General features: G+C 44.2%; 18 protein-coding genes and 1 pseudogene. 8 read left to right on the forward strand and 11 right to left on the reverse strand.

The window, feature by feature from the left end:
* The first annotated feature begins 180 nt into the window (after positions 1-180).
* Together ldpA and MIC7126_RS0101215 are read left to right on the forward strand one after the other, a co-directional pair.
* Positions 181-1,338 (forward strand): circadian clock protein LdpA, encoded by a 1,158-nt coding sequence (ldpA, locus tag MIC7126_RS0101210; protein WP_017651291.1) that lies wholly within the window; start codon positions 181-183, stop codon positions 1,336-1,338.
* A 40-nt stretch (positions 1,339-1,378) separates the two neighbouring features.
* Positions 1,379-3,115 (forward strand): R3H domain-containing nucleic acid-binding protein, encoded by a 1,737-nt coding sequence (locus MIC7126_RS0101215; RefSeq protein WP_017651292.1) that lies wholly within the window; start codon positions 1,379-1,381, stop codon positions 3,113-3,115.
* A 91-nt stretch (positions 3,116-3,206) separates the two neighbouring features.
* On the opposite strand, the pseudogene MIC7126_RS26955 reads toward MIC7126_RS0101215, so the two are convergent.
* The 3 genes and pseudogenes from MIC7126_RS26955 to MIC7126_RS0101230 form a co-directional block, all read right to left on the reverse strand.
* Positions 3,207-3,748 (reverse strand): annotated as a pseudogene (locus MIC7126_RS26955) (gamma-glutamylcyclotransferase family protein).
* 35 nt (positions 3,749-3,783) lie between these two features.
* Entirely contained in the window at positions 3,784-4,653 is an 870-nt protein-coding gene (locus MIC7126_RS0101225) for a hypothetical protein (RefSeq protein ID WP_017651294.1), read from the reverse strand.
* A gap of 227 nt (positions 4,654-4,880) precedes the next feature.
* Entirely contained in the window at positions 4,881-5,378 is a 498-nt protein-coding gene (locus MIC7126_RS0101230; RefSeq protein WP_017651295.1) for a hypothetical protein, read from the reverse strand.
* Between the two features lie 386 nt (positions 5,379-5,764).
* On the opposite strand from MIC7126_RS0101230, the gene MIC7126_RS0101235 reads away from it, so the two are divergent.
* Complete coding sequence (locus tag MIC7126_RS0101235) at positions 5,765-6,934, forward strand: glycoside hydrolase family 10-like protein (protein ID WP_017651296.1); 1,170 nt, start codon at positions 5,765-5,767, stop codon at positions 6,932-6,934.
* Positions 6,935-7,085: 151 nt separating this feature from the next.
* Here the strand turns inward: MIC7126_RS0101235 and MIC7126_RS0101240 are convergent, their stop codons facing one another.
* From MIC7126_RS0101240 to MIC7126_RS0101250, 3 genes are all read right to left on the reverse strand, one after another.
* Positions 7,086-7,403: a hypothetical protein gene (locus tag MIC7126_RS0101240; protein ID WP_238553588.1), complete on the reverse strand. Its 318-nt coding sequence runs from the start codon at positions 7,401-7,403 to the stop codon at positions 7,086-7,088.
* Positions 7,404-7,516: 113 nt separating this feature from the next.
* Positions 7,517-9,001 (reverse strand): site-2 protease family protein, encoded by a 1,485-nt coding sequence (locus MIC7126_RS0101245; RefSeq protein ID WP_017651298.1) that lies wholly within the window; start codon positions 8,999-9,001, stop codon positions 7,517-7,519.
* 302 nt (positions 9,002-9,303) lie between these two features.
* Complete coding sequence (locus tag MIC7126_RS0101250) at positions 9,304-9,687, reverse strand: hypothetical protein (protein WP_017651299.1); 384 nt, start codon at positions 9,685-9,687, stop codon at positions 9,304-9,306.
* A 128-nt stretch (positions 9,688-9,815) separates the two neighbouring features.
* Here MIC7126_RS0101250 and MIC7126_RS0101255 point away from each other — a divergent pair, with 128 nt between their 5' ends.
* Positions 9,816-10,013, forward strand: coding sequence for a hypothetical protein (locus MIC7126_RS0101255; protein WP_017651300.1), 198 nt, complete (start codon positions 9,816-9,818; stop codon positions 10,011-10,013).
* Positions 10,014-10,073: 60 nt separating this feature from the next.
* On the forward strand, positions 10,074-10,271 hold the full coding sequence (locus tag MIC7126_RS0101260) for a hypothetical protein (RefSeq protein WP_017651301.1): 198 nt from the start codon (positions 10,074-10,076) through the stop codon (positions 10,269-10,271).
* A 19-nt stretch (positions 10,272-10,290) separates the two neighbouring features.
* Here the strand turns inward: MIC7126_RS0101260 and coaBC are convergent, their stop codons facing one another.
* From coaBC to MIC7126_RS0101275, 3 genes are all read right to left on the reverse strand, one after another.
* Positions 10,291-11,505, reverse strand: coding sequence for a bifunctional phosphopantothenoylcysteine decarboxylase/phosphopantothenate--cysteine ligase CoaBC (gene coaBC, locus MIC7126_RS0101265; RefSeq protein ID WP_017651302.1), 1,215 nt, complete (start codon positions 11,503-11,505; stop codon positions 10,291-10,293).
* A 104-nt stretch (positions 11,506-11,609) separates the two neighbouring features.
* Positions 11,610-11,822: a protein IsiD gene (gene isiD, locus MIC7126_RS0101270; RefSeq protein ID WP_026099950.1), complete on the reverse strand. Its 213-nt coding sequence runs from the start codon at positions 11,820-11,822 to the stop codon at positions 11,610-11,612.
* 153 nt (positions 11,823-11,975) lie between these two features.
* Positions 11,976-12,590 carry an alpha/beta hydrolase gene (locus MIC7126_RS0101275; protein WP_017651304.1) on the reverse strand — a complete coding sequence of 205 codons (615 nt, stop codon included), beginning with the start codon at positions 12,588-12,590 and terminating at the stop codon, positions 11,976-11,978.
* A 129-nt stretch (positions 12,591-12,719) separates the two neighbouring features.
* Here MIC7126_RS0101275 and MIC7126_RS0101280 point away from each other — a divergent pair, with 129 nt between their 5' ends.
* Positions 12,720-13,913 (forward strand): DUF4336 domain-containing protein, encoded by a 1,194-nt coding sequence (locus MIC7126_RS0101280; protein WP_017651305.1) that lies wholly within the window; start codon positions 12,720-12,722, stop codon positions 13,911-13,913.
* A 3-nt stretch (positions 13,914-13,916) separates the two neighbouring features.
* Positions 13,917-14,051 (forward strand): hypothetical protein, encoded by a 135-nt coding sequence (locus tag MIC7126_RS32180; protein WP_274517482.1) that lies wholly within the window; start codon positions 13,917-13,919, stop codon positions 14,049-14,051.
* Here MIC7126_RS32180 and MIC7126_RS31740 read toward each other — a convergent pair.
* Positions 14,034-14,381 carry a hypothetical protein gene (locus MIC7126_RS31740; protein ID WP_017651307.1) on the reverse strand — a complete coding sequence of 116 codons (348 nt, stop codon included), beginning with the start codon at positions 14,379-14,381 and terminating at the stop codon, positions 14,034-14,036. The genes MIC7126_RS32180 and MIC7126_RS31740 overlap by 18 nt on opposite strands.
* Here MIC7126_RS31740 and MIC7126_RS31075 point away from each other — a divergent pair.
* Positions 14,356-14,538 carry a hypothetical protein gene (locus tag MIC7126_RS31075; RefSeq protein ID WP_154655799.1) on the forward strand — a complete coding sequence of 61 codons (183 nt, stop codon included), beginning with the start codon at positions 14,356-14,358 and terminating at the stop codon, positions 14,536-14,538. The genes MIC7126_RS31740 and MIC7126_RS31075 overlap by 26 nt on opposite strands.
* Here MIC7126_RS31075 and moeB read toward each other — a convergent pair.
* Entirely contained in the window at positions 14,535-15,707 is a 1,173-nt protein-coding gene (gene moeB / locus MIC7126_RS0101295) for a molybdopterin-synthase adenylyltransferase MoeB (RefSeq protein ID WP_017651308.1), read from the reverse strand. The two genes, MIC7126_RS31075 and moeB, sit on opposite strands and share 4 nt — an antisense overlap.
* Positions 15,708-15,856: the final 149 nt, after the last annotated feature.

The raw sequence follows: 15,856 nt of genomic DNA on the forward strand, positions 1-15,856 counted from the left end.
TTTTGACATTTAAAATCTCAAAATAACAGTGATTTCAACTATGACAGAATTATTTTTGAGGATAACTCAGTAGCATAAACTACAAAATAGAGTAGGTAATACAAAATATTAGATGAGGAAACCGGGATTTTTACCCACAACAGGCTTCTATTTTCTGCCATAGAAAAGCATAATAGAAGTGTGACTGATCTGTATGCCCCCTTACAATCCCTAAAAGCAGGCCACTGGTTTAAGCTGATTTGTGGCGCCAGTTACCAGCACCTACCCGCAGTCAGAAGTTTAACATTAGCCTACACTTTGGCGGGCGCTGACTGCATAGATGTGGCAGCTGATCCAGCTGTAATCACAGCAGCCCAAGCAGCCATAAAAGTAGCCAAGCATCTAGCTAAAGAAACTCAGGGGCGAGGTTTTAGTTACAAAGGTAACTCACCTTTTTTGATGGTTAGCCTCAATGATGGAGAAGACCCTCATTTTCGCAAAGCAGAGTTTAACCCCACACAGTGTCCCCAAGATTGCTCTAGACCCTGTGAAAAAGTTTGTCCAGCACAGGCGATTGTGTTTGACCAGCTTCAAGACAACCTTTGTGGAGTCATCTCCCAAAAATGCTATGGCTGCGGTCGTTGTATCCCCATTTGCCCATATGATATAATTTATACAAGCTCGTATATGTCCACGCCGGGAGCGATCGCACCATTGGTAATGTCAACGGGAGTAGATGCCATCGAAATTCATACACAGGTAGGACGTTTATCGGCATTTAAGCGCTTATGGCAAGCGATTTCACCGTGGGCCTCCCAACTCAAGTTATTAGCCATTAGCTGTCCCGACGGCGAAGGCCTGGTTGACTACCTGCGAACACTGTATGAAATTATTCAACCCTTTCCTCAAGCCTTAATTTGGCAAACCGACGGCCGACCAATGAGTGGCGATATTGGCCACGGCACCACCCTAGCAGCGGTGAAATTAGGACAAAAAGTTTTGGCAGCGCAGTTACCGGGATATGTGCAATTGGCAGGTGGCACCAACAGCTACACTGTCCCCAAGTTAAAGGCGATGGGACTCCTCCAGGGATGGGGAAATGGGGAGCTAGGGAAATGGGGAGTGAAAGCCACCCCCTCACCCCACCACCCCACCACCCCATGGATTTCTGGAGTCGCTTACGGAAGCTACGCCCGCGTACTGCTGTCACCCGTTCTTGAGCAGTTAGAAAACAAGGAGGTGAGTCACACCGGCGTCAAAGAAAATATCTACCTAGAACAAGAACCAGAATTACTCTGGCAAGCTGTAGAGCTTGCCCGTTCTCTCGTTTCCCAGCTCAAGTCACAGCAGGAGCGCTAATCGCTCGTTCGTTATCTCTAAAAACGTCACCATAGAAAGCATGACGATTACAGAAGATCTCCAAAAGTTGTTAGACATTTTGCCTCAAGACCTGCGACAAGTACTAGAGAATCATCCTAAACGAGACATTTTAGTAGAAGTCGTCTTGGATTTGGGTCGTCGCCCAGAGGCTCGCTTTCCTCATCAGGCAGAGTATTTAAGTGAAACGCCCGTCACTCAAGCACAAATAGATGATTGCATTGGGCGAGTCGGAATTTTTGGCGGAGATAATCGGGCAGGAATTGAGCAAACATTGCATCGAATCAGCGCCATCCGCAACCGTAGTGGCAAGATTATCGGTTTGACATGTCGTGTTGGTCGAGCTGTATTCGGCACCATCGGCATGATTCGAGACTTGGTAGAAACTGGTAAATCGATTCTCATGCTGGGGCGTCCAGGGGTCGGTAAAACTACAGCCTTAAGAGAAATTGCTCGTGTTTTAGCCGATGAATTAAATAAACGAGTGGTGATTATTGACACATCCAACGAAATCGCTGGAGATGGTGATGTCGCTCACCCGGCTATTGGCCGCGCCAGACGAATGCAAGTCGCCCATCCTGACCAACAACATCAGGTAATGATTGAGGCAGTAGAAAACCATATGCCAGAAGTCATTGTCATCGATGAAATTGGTACAGAACTGGAAGCTTTAGCGGCGCGTACCATTGCGGAACGAGGGGTGCAGTTAGTAGGTACTGCTCATGGTAATCAGATCGAAAACCTGATTAAAAACCCCACCCTAGCTGATTTAGTGGGGGGTATCCAAGCTGTGACGCTGGGAGATGATGAAGCCAGACGGCGCGGTAGTCAAAAGACAGTTTTGGAGCGCAAAGCCCCTCCCACTTTTGAAATTGCTGTGGAAATGATGGAACGGCAACGCTGGGTAGTACATGAAAGCGTGGCTGAGACAGTGGACAATCTGCTCAGGGGGCGTCAACCCAACCCGCAGACCCGGACTGTGGATGAACAGGGTAAAGTTGCAGTCGCTCGACAGTTAGCTGTGGTTAACGGTCGGAATTCACACCTCGCAGTTGCTGAAGAAGCTGCACCACCAGCGCGACAATCCAACGGCTGGCGCTCATCAGGACAAATGGTAGCACTACCACCCTTGTCTTTAGAGCGGGAAAGGGTAACTGGACGCAGTGAGTTTGACCGCTTGCTGGATGAATCGTTTAATTATTCAGAAGCTGTCGATTTTGAGACTGCTAGACAGCCAGGGCCGAATGGCGAAGATTTACCGCTGCATATTTATCCCTATGGTGTCAGTCGCCACCAACTAGAACAGGTGATTAGTGTGCTAACTTTGCCTGTGATGTTGACAAAAGACATTGATAGTGCTGATGCTATTTTAGCGCTGCGATCGCACGTCAAAAACCACGCCAAATTACGACAAATGGCTAAAGCCCGCCATGTACCCATCCATGTGATTAAATCCAGCACCATTCCCCAAATTACCCGTGGTTTGCGGCGCTTACTCAACATGGATGACACCGAACTAGGTGATGACCGGGAACTGGAACTGTTATTACACAGCGGTAGCGAAGACGAGATTGACGCCTTGGAAGAAGCTAGACTCGCGGTAGAGCAGATAGTCATACCCAAAGGACAGCCAGTCGAGTTATTACCCCGTTCTTCCCAAGTCCGCAAAATGCAACATGAGTTAGTAGAACACTACCGACTCAAATCTCATAGCTTTGGTGAGGAACCAAATCGGCGGCTACGGATTTATCCAGCGTAACCCCGCTCCTGACCCCTCTCCTCGCGGGAGAGGGGTTTTGGGACAACACAAAATTATTTTTATGCAATCACGAAAGCGATCGCATTTTTGATTATCCTTGATGCAATTGCTGTAATTGGTACATGTGATTAAACAGATTCCAGCAATATTCTTCTGGGAGTCCGCAGGTGACAGCACCCCGCAAAACAACATTAAAATACCAATCATTGGGCGGGACTTCATGAGCGAGTTTAGTCACCACAACATAAGTCCGCACATTCTCATATATCCGCTCTTGGCAATGAATATCTACTAATTCATGCGTATATACACCTTGGGAAACACCTTCGCGGTGGTCTAAATAATCACTCAATCGCCAAGGTAATTGATATAGTACACCCCTAACGCTGTGTTTAGCGTCCTTGACCACATCCAAAACACCACATTTGCGGGTAGCAGAATAAAGATAAAACCCCAGCCGATAATCTCTAAGTATACCAGTACCAACAACATAAGGGTGGGTGTTCTCCCGCAGCGATCGCTTGAGATCCACCGGACACATACAAGAGCCGTATGCAAAATAATAGAACATCCGCTCTTTTTGTTGATGTGGGTGCATTTTCACTCCAATTCGGCAGTACTATCAAAATGCACCCAATTATAATGCAAGTATCAACCTGACGCTGTGCTCAAAGTTGACTTTTGCTGATCCGATTCCAGCCTTTGACGACCGCTTGTAAACTCTGAGGCAGATTGTTCTGGGAAATATCGTTATACTGAACCGTTCCCTGTGGACTTGTCAGAGTATGGGTGATATGGTCAGCAGCGATATTCGGCGCTGGGTAACTTAAACCCACAAATTGACGAAATCGGGAACGTTCTAACAATTGCTGAAACTGTTGCACCTGTTGTAAAGAAATGCGGCGGACGCTACGCTCAGAATCATTAGCATCACCAATTCGCACACGAATCATCCGCCCATCCTTAAGCAAAACAGTTTCATAAGTTCTACCAGTCAACCCACCACTAGAAATTTGGCGAAAGAGCACATTTCGATCTAAAGGTACTGGTAACTGATTAGCGGGAATTTGTACAGGCTTGAGAGGAGTTATTTGAGAATTACTTGCAACTGCTAAACGTAACGAACGACCATTGTTATTGGTATGATAAATCCACTTTTGCTCACCATCAGATGCCACAACACGCCAACCGGGAACTAGTGCTTGGGTACAAAGTTCATTGGCTTGTGGTAATTCCAAGCAACCATTGCGCCAAGTCTGCTGATTATATTCAATTATTTGCAGTTTGTTTGCAGATACCTGTTCATTTTCAAGAATATTTCGCAGTACTGCGTTAGCGACTACACGGGGAAAGCGATTGAGCTTTAAGTTTTGTTTGTTAACTTCATTTGTTGTCTCCGGTAAGGCGTTAACAGTGACTGCATTAGTACTTTTAATTAACGATAGTCCACTGAAAACTGAAAGAATGCCGGTGAGGACTAAAGCAGTGAAAATTTGTGCTTTATTAATATTACAGTAGGCTCTTAGTAGGTTTTTCATAGTTAGATGGTCAGATGATTGAATTTGGATGTAGAGGCCTTGCAATGTAAAGTCTCTACAAAGGTTTGCAGCACAACATTAATTGGGTTCATACTATTATCAACAACACCTACACTTCATACCTTTCCAGACAAATAAGCGTCTGTCTTCCGAAGCAGATTTGAAGACAGACGCTGAAACTTTTGTTATTTGTTCCTGAATTTTATACATCAAGACTCAAGACAGGATCAAGCGATCAATATTTGCCGAGCAACCCCATGATTAGCCGTATCAAATCTAATAGTACTAGCTGCCCAGTCTTTCAAGTCAGGTGCTAACCAAACTAATTTACGCAGAGTTTCATCATTGACCCACAACACCAAAGGACAGTGAAACGTTTTGCGGAATTCATCTCGCATCAGATTGGTACTGATGATCAGTTGATTGATTTTGACCACCGACTCTAAACCTAGTACCACCAAAGCGCCGGGCTGAACTGAGTTAATGTTAGCAGCGATAGTCGTATAAAGCGTCTCAGTTTCTGGTAAAAGATAAATTTCTTGCATATCTACCGACGAAAAATCTGTGAGCAAATTGAGGATTTGCTGTTGGCGATGCAAAGAATTACAAGAAGCTAAAATCAATGAAAACTCTCCAGCAGAAACCATCAACGCTCTTGCTAGCCTTTTCGTAGCTGCAGTGGTGTTGGCTACGCTTTCTTGTTGATTACTTAAGCTGTTGATCATCGGAAACTCTGCCTTTAGTTTAGAAACTAGCTTAGTGATTTTAGTTTAGTTCTCCGGTATAGTTTTTACCCAAGGTATTTTTGGGGATTTTTAAATAACACTTTATTAGGAGTTCTGTAGTAATCCTACGCACAATTAAAGAAATGAGGGTGTAGTGTATCACCCCGTATTAGTGGTAAATGCAGATCAGCGTGGTGATTAAAGTGTAATCTGGTAAAAGATGAGAAAGTAACAAATAACCAACATGCAACCTTAATCCAGCTATTCTAGTCATCATTGATATTTAATGCCGCCTGTAGTCAATGATCAAGAGAATTTTCAAGTCGTGTATCAAGGTTTTTGGGTGGAAGGTTGACCAAAACCTGAAGCGGGCGTTATTTGCCATGATGGTTGCTGTGAGTTTGGTAACTACCGTCATGGTATCTTTACCTTTAAATGCTCAAAATTCTCCTTCTAGACCCTCTACAGCCGAATTAAGAGGGGTATGGTTAACCAATATTGATAGTGATGTGTTGTTTGAGCGCGATCGCCTTAAAAAATCTTTACAACGGTTGAGTGAACTCAATTTCAACACCGTCTATCCCGCAGTTTGGAATTGGGGTTACACACTCTACCCTAGTAAAGTAGCAGCAAATGTTATCGGCAGAGCGATCGACCCAACACCAGGGTTACAAGGACGGGATATTCTCAAAGAAATTGTCGATGAGGGACATAACAAAAAATTGACGGTTATTCCCTGGTTTGAATTTGGGTTCATGGCTCCTGCTGACTCCCTACTGGCTAAAAATCGTCCCCAATGGCTCACCAATCGCAGCGATGGAAGTCGCATCGTCAAAGAAGGAACACATGATCGCGTTTGGCTCAATCCCTTTCGTCCCGAAGTGCAACAATTTATCCAAGATTTAATCATCGAAATTGTCAACAACTACGACATCGACGGTATTCAATTTGATGACCATTTCGGCTTACCTTCAGAATTAGGTTATGATGCTTATACAGTAGCGCTTTATAAACAAGAACACCGCGGTCAAGCGCCCTCTAAAAACCCTAAAGATCCAGAATGGTTGCGTTGGAGAGCCAGCAAAATCACCGAATTTATGAAGCGGGTATTCACCGCCATTAAAGCCACCAAAAAAAATTGTTTAGTTTCCGTTGCGCCTAATCCCCAGCGTTTCTCCTATGATTTCTTTTTAGCAGACTGGCAAAAATGGGAACGCATGGGAATTATTGAAGACTTAGTTTTGCAAATCTATCGAGATGATTTGAATGTTTTTGTCAGCGAGTTAGAATACCCAGAAGTGAAAGCTGCACAACGTCATATTCCTGTGAGCATTGGTATTTTAACAGGGCTGAAAAACAAATCCATACCCATGCAACAAATTCAAACCCAAGTGCAAAAAGCGCGCGATCGCAACTTTGCTGGTGTATCATTCTTTTTCTATGAAACTCTCTGGAATTTGAGCAAAGAAAAGTCCCAAGAGCGCCAAGTTGGCTTCCAAAAAATCTTTCCCACACCCGTAGTTTATCCCAATTTACTCACAGGTTGGAAACCGTAGGAAGTATGAAGTATGAAGTCTGAAGTCTGAAGTCTGAAGAGAAAGGGGTGAATTTTGGGGAAATATATTTTGGTTGTAGAGACGAAGCACAAGCAACATCTCCACACACATCAAAATCAATACCAAAAATCCTTAATTCAACCGTATTGAATTATCGCGGACATTCTGGCAAACTTTTCTCAGCATAATAGCAATCAAAATAAACCAGTGCCTCCCTACTAGAGTCAAATTTTCCACTTACTCTGTAGGGAGCACTATTTTTACTTGCTTCCTCTCGCCAAATTTTTAAATAGTAACCATTATTACCATCAGACCATAACTCGTAGCGGTAATTACCGCCGCCTCCTTCGCTGCTCAAGTAATCAGCTAATACAGCATTTGCAGTAAATAAAAGACTAAATGCAGTTATAGCAGTAATTGCAGCCGTTTTCAGAATTCTGTTAAATATCATAGATGCACACAAATTCACTTCCTCTATTTTGAAGAGCAAGTATATTGTTTTACATCAGTAATGCTGTTGAATTTCCGCGGATATTAGGGATGGAGCATTGAATTTCCGAACCCAATACCCCATCCCCTTCTTTATCCACCAATTCCCAAACGCCCAGCCAAAGCGGGAGTCAGGGGAAGGAGAGTGGTAATCATCAAAAACAGAGCTAAAAGACCCAAAGCAGCTCTGGCGTCATCGGGTTCGCTGATTTCATTCAAGCTGGGGCGTTCTAAATCCCGTTGTAATAATAAAATCACGATCGCCCAATACATTGCTAGATTGTTAGCAAGTGATACTATCCCCAGCAGAATTAAAGTTGCAAAGGTCGCCCGTCCAGCGGTTTTCCGACCATAAATCGCTTGAATAATGCGACCACCATCTAATTGTCCTGCTGGCATTAAGTTTAAAGCAGTGATGACTAACCCCAACCAACCAATAATCACCAAAGGATGGACGTTGATTAAAGCCGACTGTAAAGCCGAACCTAACACCACCCGCGCCAAGCTACCTACTAAAATGGAACCTTGGAAAAATTCACTGGGTACTTGAAATAAACTCCCAGGATGGGAAAGCAGTAATCCGAGAATCAACATTAATAAAGAAATAATCCCACCAACTGCTGGCCCTGCTAAAGCGATATCAAATAACGCTTTGCGGTTGGGTAACAGCGATTCAAATCGAGTAATGGCGCCAAAAGAGCCAATTTGCACCGCTGGAAGGAAGAAAGGCCAGCTCAAACGGACTTGGTGACGTCGCGCTAACAACCAATGACCGATTTCATGACTTACCAAAATCGCCAATATCCCAGAACTAATCGGTAAAACTTCTAAAAATCTCTCTGGTTGGGAAAATAAATCAAAATTCAGCAATATACCTGCGGCTTCTAAACTAGTGCCAATAGTTGCTAATAACAAGATAGCCGCAAATGCTTTTTGAGCTAACGACATTGGGCGCGGGTCATTGCGACTGGGTAGGACAATGACCACAGGTTTTCCGTCTATATTTTCAATTAAAAATAGGCGATATTGCTCGCCCAAGCGTTCCTGCAAACTCTGACTCAGACGAGCGTGAATTGCCTCTGGTTCTCCTCGGAGATTACCTTTAAAAATAGCACCTTCTTGGTAAGCGATCGCTTCTGTGGCAAAGAATGTATCAATCCCAAAAATGCTTCTGATTTTTTGCAAATCATCGTCAGGAATTGAGGGTGGTTCGGCTTTGAGTTCAGCGATATCTGCTGAGGGTGTTGAATTTCCGTCAGCCGCAGATTCAGCCGCTAGCCTTTCTGTGGCGCGCTGCTTGAGAATTGCATCTTGTCCCTCAGAACGTAATCTTTTTCCCAAGAAGATGTACAACCCAGCAGAAACCACCACCAAAAACAACACACCCACTATGTTGATATAAATACCAGCAGCAAATAATCCAAAGAACAACAGCCAGGGAGCCATCAATACCACCGACTGTAACCAAGCCAGGACTCCCAGATTCCCAAAAGGTCTGGCGCGATAAAAGCCCCAACCTAAAATTCCTAGAGCTACCAAAAGGATCGTAGCAATGATCGAAGTTTCTGATGTCAACATCTCCAATCCGGTTTAATTACGTCAAATCAATACTTCTAGCTTATTGTGTAGCTATTTACGTTAACTTTCTAGTATTTACTTTTTTTAAGTAGTTTTGTACTGCTTTGCGATTGGTTTTGATGAGGTTTAATGATTTATACTGTTTCTTCGTGAAGTTGCACGATGTATTTTTTTTAACGCGGAGGTACGCTGAGGGTTGCGGAATTAAATGTAGGATGCGTTGGTGCCAACGTAACGCATCAGCCTATCGTACCGCATGGGTTACGCTTCGCTAACCCATCCTACAAATAATTAAACCTAATTTATTTACACTGGTTGAGAAGTCGGATAACTTCTTCGAGGGATAATTTAGCTTTGTACAAGCTCAATAATTTTTCTTGCTGATATCTGTGCGGATAGCTCATTCTTCTACCCTCAAGGGATATCCTAATTAACGCGATTTGTTCGTCTGTCGGCGTTCCCATCTCGTCGAGTGCTATTTCCATTTCTTGAAAACTACCGAAACTAGGAAATTTTAACCCCCTGTTTTCTTGCATTTGTTTGAGTGCTAGGGTGGGAAATGCTATCAGAGGGGCGATATGAGAAATTTTGTAACCAATGTTACCCGTTGGCTTGACACCATACCGACGGCATAAATTACGCAGTTCCTCGATGGTCTTGATTTCAAGTTCTGACCTTGTGAACATAAAATAAGATTGTTCATTCTCGAAAAGTGGACACGGTGGGTAAAGTTTCTTGCCAGAAGTTACCCACCAATTAAACACTCTAATGTTTGACTTCCAAAAGATTCAAGCCTTATTTATATTTCTCAACAATGCCTAATCCTAAAGGAACACCGGAAAATTTGAAACCAATTCAGTCAACTAGGGATGAACCATTGATTGAAAAAATGAATATTCGGATGACGAAAAAGATGAAAGAAAAAATACAGCAGCAGGAGAATCCTCCTGAGTTCTGCAGACAAGCGATTCAGAAGGCGCTGGATGAAAATATCGAGAGTGATGAAGCTTGAGAATTTATTCGTTCTAATCGCACTCTACATCTTCCTATCAAATCGATCATTATATACGCAATGCCTAACCCTAAAGGTCATCCAGAAAGCTTAAAACCATTTACCACCGACCGGGATGAACCATTGATTGAAAAAATGAATATTCGGATGACGAAAAAGATGAAAGAAAAAATACAGCAACAGGAGAATCCTCCTGAGTTCTGCAGACAAGCGATTCAGAAGGCGCTGGATGAAAATATTGAGAGTGATGAAGCTTGAGAATTTATGCTTTCTATTGTTATCTAATAAAATCATATAAATAATGTGCCATTTGCAATTTAGAGCCAAGCGGAATTTCTCTACGTCGCCCTTGAGCATCTAAAAATATGGCTTGATTATTGTTACTCCCAAAACCGCTGTCTGGTTGGTCGATGGGATTGGCGACAATCACATCTAATTTTTTATTCTGCAGTTTTTCCCAAGCAGGCTTGACAATATCGCCAGTTTGTGCAGCGAAGCCAATTAACCGCTGATGGGGTTGTTTGAGTTGCGCTAGGTGGGCGACAATATCTGCTACTGGTTCTAGGGGTAAGCTTTGGGGAAGCGATCGCTTGGGCAATTTTTCTGGGCTATAATCTTTGGGCTTGACGTCCGCCACAGCCGCCGACATGACAATCACATCAGCTTTTGGGAAATAATCTACCATGACTTGCTGCATTTGTGCGGCGCTGATTACAGGAATCGCGTGGACTCCCAAGGGCGGATTCCAACTGGCTGGCCCGTGTACTAAAGTCACATTTGCTCCGCGATGGAGTGCAGCTTGTGCTAAAGCCAACCCCATTTTACCTGTGGAGGGGTTGCCGATAAACCGCACCGGGTCAAGATATTCTCGCGTCCCTCCAGTGCTAATCAAAACTTGCTTACCCGCCAAATCTCGCCGTCCTCTGGTGTGTAACAGAGATTGGATATAAGCTAAGATTTCTGGAGGTTCTGCCATTCTTCCAGCACCAACGCGATCGCACGCTAACAATCCTGATGCTGTATTCAGTCCATGATACCGCTGATCTGTCAATAACTGTTGCCAATTTCGCTGTACTGTCACTTGTTCCCACATATCCGTATTCATGGCTGGCGCCAACAACACAGGACAAGTGGAAGCCAAGACAGTATTGGTGAGCAAATTGTCAGCCATTCCCCAGGCTAATTTAGCTAGTGTATTTGCAGTCATGGGCGCAATCACTAATAAATCGGCGTTTTCACCCAAATGAATATGCAAAGGCCGCGAGTGAATTGGTTGCCAAAAAAGCTCATCTGTGTATGCTTGGTGACGAGATAGGGTAGCGAAAGTCAGCGGCGTGATAAATTCTTGTGCAGAACGGGTGAGAATGACTTGCACTTCTACACCCGTTTTAAACAATTGCGAAACCACTTCACATACTTTGTAAGCAGCTATACCACCGCTGACACCGATTAAAACCCTTGGCTGTTGCTGTTGAGTTTGCAGATCAGACATGAGATAATGGGGCGACGAATGAAGGTTGAAAGTTAAATAATTTCATACTTCATCCTAGCCTGCGACTCCCTCACCGCTTCGCGTCTACGCACTTCATAATTTATCTAAGCTTCATCGTAGGGTTCTAAATCAAGTAAGTGGATATAGGGTTCAACTAACTCTGGACGCTGAAAAGCGATCGCTCGTAGTAGATGCCAATCGTTTAAACCCTCAAAAGCATTGCTGTAATTGTCTAGTTCCAGACGTGTAGCTAACTCTTCCACTTCTACCGTAGTCATGGCAGCAATTTCTTTTTTGGAAATGCTTAGAGTTTTCATAATGCTTGCCCCTCCCTTTTGCAGCATTGGCATCCAGCATGAGTTGAGTTGCGCTTAATGCAACTACCCAATATATATTACTCATTAGATGGCATGAGTTTGCTAAAATTTTCCCAAATTTGTAACAGAATTTACAAAAAAATGGGATAAAGACTAACCAATGGTAGTCACTACAAAATTTCGTAACGATCCCAACATTTCCGGACTAATTTCATGGCCCATATCAAATTCCTGGTAATCTACAGCAACTCCCAAAGATTCTAGAGTTTGTCTAGCTTTCAAAGCTGCTAACAGTGGTACAACTTGATCGTTTCTGCCATGCATGATCAAGGTAGGAGGGAAATTACTTTGATTGACTCTGACTGCATCATGATGTAAATAACCACTCATGGATACTAAGCCAGCTAAAGGCAAATTTAAGCCCACATCTAAAGTCATCGCCCCGCCTTGAGAGAAACCACTTAAAATTGTCCGTGATAAAGGCACACCAGTACTAGCTTCTAAAGATTGCAACCAATTTGTCAGCGTTTGCCGGCTTTCTGGCAACCCTTGATACATATTTTCTGATCTTAGGTCATACCATGCCCTACCCAACGGAGAATAAGGGTAAGGAAAAGGCGCATTGGGAAAAATATATTGATAATCAGGTAAATTAAGAAACGGTGATAGCGATGCTACATCCTCAGCATTAGCGCCCCAACCGTGTAAGCAGACAATTAAACCTGCAGGAGGTTGAAGACTTGAGGGAGAAATGTTGATAAATTGCAAAGACAGGGAACTACTCCTAAAATCCTACTTTCTTTATAAATCCTATCTCTCAAGTCAGATTTATCAAAACTTGCCAATGGGAAGATGCGGAGAAATAACAAATAACTAATAACCAAACAAGAATAATAAATGCCAAATGACTTTTCCTGGCCCTTCTGGTTTACACTCCCAATTTATCCTTACGGGAGAAGGCGCACAATTCGCAAAGAAGTAGTTAAAAATACCATCTGGACTTTCGACCAATTACAAGGAATTTTATATGTGGTTGTGCCGATTCGCATGACTGTTGTTAAGCTCGATGGTGGTGGGCTATTGATTTATGCGCCTGTTGCACCTACGCCAGAATGTATCCGATTAGTCAATGAATTGGTGACAGAATATGGTGATGTCAAGTACATCATTTTGCCTACTATCTCTGGATTAGAGCATAAAGTTTTTGTTGGGCCCTTTGCCAGATGCTTTCCCAAAGCGCAGATATTTGTAGCACCGCATCAGTGGAGTTTCCCGCTCAATTTACCGTTGAGCTGGTTGGGCTTACCACTAGGACGGACACAAATACTCCCGGAAGATAGTAGCCAAGCGCCTTTTGCGGATGAGTTTGATTATGCGATTTTGGATGCGATTAATTTAGGGCCGGGAAGCTTTGCAGAGGTGGTATTCTTGCATAAGCGATCGCACACTTTATTAGTCACAGATATCGTGATTTCAGTACCAGATGAACCACCAGCGATCGTGCAATTAGATCCATATCCCTTATTATTCCACGCTAAGGATCAAGCCGCAGATATTGTTGCCGACACTCAAGCAAACCGCCGTCAAGGATGGCAAAGAATTTCGCTGTTTGCTTTATATTTTCGACCGAGTGTGCTGGATATTGTCGGATTGGGTCAATTAATGCTGAATGCTTTCAAAGCACCAGAGCGATCGCTTAAAAACTATTTTGGATTGTTTCCCTTCAAATGGCAACCAGACTGGCAACGCTCATTTGATGCATTGCGGGGTAATGGGCGTTTGTTTGTCGCCCCAATTCTACAAACCCTCATCCTCAACCGCGCCCCGAAAGCAACCATCGACTGGGCTGAAAAAGTAGCGAGTTGGGATTTTCAATGGATTATTCCCTGTCATTTTGACGCACCCATCAAATCAGAACCGCATCAATTTAGACAAGCATTCTCTTTTTTAGAAAAACAACCAGCCGTCAGCGCAGGTTTATTCGAGAGTAACACTTATCCGTTACCTGAAAAAGATTTTAAATTACTCAAGGAAATCGATGTAGGGTTACAAAAAAGTGGAATTGTTCCTCAAGCGAAAGATAGGGTATGAGGGATGGGGAGTGTGGGGGGTGTGGGGAGTGTGGGGGGTGTGGGGAGATGGGGGGATGGGGAGATGGGGGGATGGGGGGATGGGGGGATGGGGAGATGGGGGGATGGGGGGATGGGGGGATTAAAGCGTCAGGTTTAGAGGCTCACGTTTGAGGTTCAAAGGCTCGCGCTTGAGGTTCAAAGGCTCGCGCTTGAGGTTCAAAGGCTCGCGCTTGAGGTTCAAAGGCTCGCGCTTGAGGTTCAAAGGCTCACGCTTGAGGTTCAAAGGCTCACGCTTGAGGTTCAAAGGCTCGCGCTTGAGGTTTAAAGGCTCACGTTTGAGGTTCAAAGGCTCACGCTTGAGGTTCAAAGGCTCACGCTTGAGGTTCAAAGGCTGACGTTTGAGGTTCAAAGGCTCGCGCTTGAGGTTCAAAGGCTGACGCTTGAGGTTCAAAGGCTCGCGCTTGAGGTTCAAAGGCTCACGTTTCATCCTCCAACGCCCCATCACCCCATCTCCCCATCACCCCACCACCCCATCTCCCCATCACCCCATCACCCCACCTCCCACACCTCCCACACCTCCCACACCTCCCACACCTCCCACACTCCCATCTCCCCACCTCCCCTATTCCCTATTCAAAAATTAATACTCTGGAACCGAGGAATCAACTTCCCGACTCCAAGCGGTAATTCCACCTTTGACGTTTGTACCGACAATCCCTGCCTCTTTGAGAATGCCGAGGGCTTTAGCGGAACGTCCGCCCATTTTACAATGAGCAATTAGGCGATGACCGTTGAGTATTTCTTTTACCTTAGCGATACCGTTACCATTTTCAATCTCAGGCAAAGGTACCAACACAGAACCGGGAATTTTGGCGATATCATACTCATGAGGATTGCGGACATCCAGCAGTACAAAATCATCTGCACCACTGTCTAACAATTGCTTTAATTCCAACACCGTCATTTCTTGAATTTCTGTTTGCTGTTTCGCCTCTGCAGCTTTGGCTTGAGGAATCCCGCAAAATTGTTCGTAGTCTACCAGCTTTTCAATCACCGGGCGGATGGGGTTAGGACGCAATTTTAATTCCCGGAATTTCATATTTAAGGCGTCGTACAGCAGCAGTCGTCCGCTGAGGGTGTTACCCTTGCCAATAATAATTTTGACTGTTTCCGTCGCCTGGATGACACCAATAATTCCTGGTAATATTCCCAAAACGCCGCCTTCTGCACAAGAGGGAACTAACCCTGGTGGTGGTGGTTCGGGGTATAAGTCACGATAGTTGGGGCCATCTTCGTAATTAAATACAGTGGCTTGTCCTTCAAAGCGGAAAATTGAACCGTAGACGTTGGGTTTATTCAGCAATACGCAAGCGTCGTTAACAAGATATCTGGTGGGGAAGTTATCAGTACCATCCACTATGACATCATAAGGCTGGAGGATATCTAAGGCATTCTCTGAACTTAGGCGAGTTTCATAAAGATCAACCTGACAATAAGGGTTAATCTCATGAATACGGTTTTTTGCAGATTCAATCTTGGGTTTGTTCACCCAGGATGTACCATGAATTACTTGACGCTGCAGGTTGGAAGTATCAACGATATCAAAATCAACAATGCCGATGCGTCCAATACCAGCTGCGGCTAAATATAAAAGTAGTGGCGAACCTAATCCACCTGTACCGATACACAATACACTAGCAGCCTTGAGGCGCTTTTGCCCTTCCAGTCCAACTTCTGGCAAAATTAGGTGGCGGGAATAGCGCTCGTAATCGTCTTTAGTTAACTGAATTTCATCCAAGTTAGGATTAAGCATAGCAATTTGCTTTGGGAGCGGCGAGTATTAATACTAACGGAAAATGACGCCCGACTTGCTAAGTTGTTAAGTTATGTTTGCAATTGCTGCTGGTGGAAGTTGACCGTGGTCATCAACGCCCCAACTTTTAACGGAGATTATTATATGGT

This window comes from Fortiea contorta PCC 7126, assembly GCF_000332295.1.
Classification (GTDB): domain Bacteria; phylum Cyanobacteriota; class Cyanobacteriia; order Cyanobacteriales; family Nostocaceae; genus Fortiea; species Fortiea contorta.

Bases quoted from the DNA above. Each gene is read 5' to 3' on its own strand.
- MIC7126_RS0101215 (WP_017651292.1), top strand. From the start codon at position 1,379: ATGACGATTACAGAAGATCTCCAAAAGTTGTTAGACATTTTGCCTCAA.
- MIC7126_RS0101225 (WP_017651294.1), bottom strand. From the start codon at position 4,653: ATGAAAAACCTACTAAGAGCCTACTGTAATATTAATAAAGCACAAATT.
- MIC7126_RS0101230 (WP_017651295.1), bottom strand. From the start codon at position 5,378: ATGATCAACAGCTTAAGTAATCAACAAGAAAGCGTAGCCAACACCACT.
- MIC7126_RS0101235 (WP_017651296.1), top strand. From the start codon at position 5,765: ATGGTTGCTGTGAGTTTGGTAACTACCGTCATGGTATCTTTACCTTTA.
- MIC7126_RS0101245 (WP_017651298.1), bottom strand. From the start codon at position 9,001: ATGTTGACATCAGAAACTTCGATCATTGCTACGATCCTTTTGGTAGCT.
- MIC7126_RS0101250 (WP_017651299.1), bottom strand. From the start codon at position 9,687: ATGTTCACAAGGTCAGAACTTGAAATCAAGACCATCGAGGAACTGCGT.
- MIC7126_RS0101255 (WP_017651300.1), top strand. From the start codon at position 9,816: ATGCCTAATCCTAAAGGAACACCGGAAAATTTGAAACCAATTCAGTCA.
- MIC7126_RS0101260 (WP_017651301.1), top strand. From the start codon at position 10,074: ATGCCTAACCCTAAAGGTCATCCAGAAAGCTTAAAACCATTTACCACC.
- coaBC (WP_017651302.1), bottom strand. From the start codon at position 11,505: ATGTCTGATCTGCAAACTCAACAGCAACAGCCAAGGGTTTTAATCGGT.
- isiD (WP_026099950.1), bottom strand. From the start codon at position 11,822: ATGAAAACTCTAAGCATTTCCAAAAAAGAAATTGCTGCCATGACTACG.
- MIC7126_RS0101280 (WP_017651305.1), top strand. From the start codon at position 12,720: ATGCCAAATGACTTTTCCTGGCCCTTCTGGTTTACACTCCCAATTTAT.
- MIC7126_RS32180 (WP_274517482.1), top strand. From the start codon at position 13,917: ATGGGGAGTGTGGGGGGTGTGGGGAGTGTGGGGGGTGTGGGGAGATGG.
- MIC7126_RS31740 (WP_017651307.1), bottom strand. From the start codon at position 14,381: ATGAAACGTGAGCCTTTGAACCTCAAGCGCGAGCCTTTGAACCTCAAG.
- moeB (WP_017651308.1), bottom strand. From the start codon at position 15,707: ATGCTTAATCCTAACTTGGATGAAATTCAGTTAACTAAAGACGATTAC.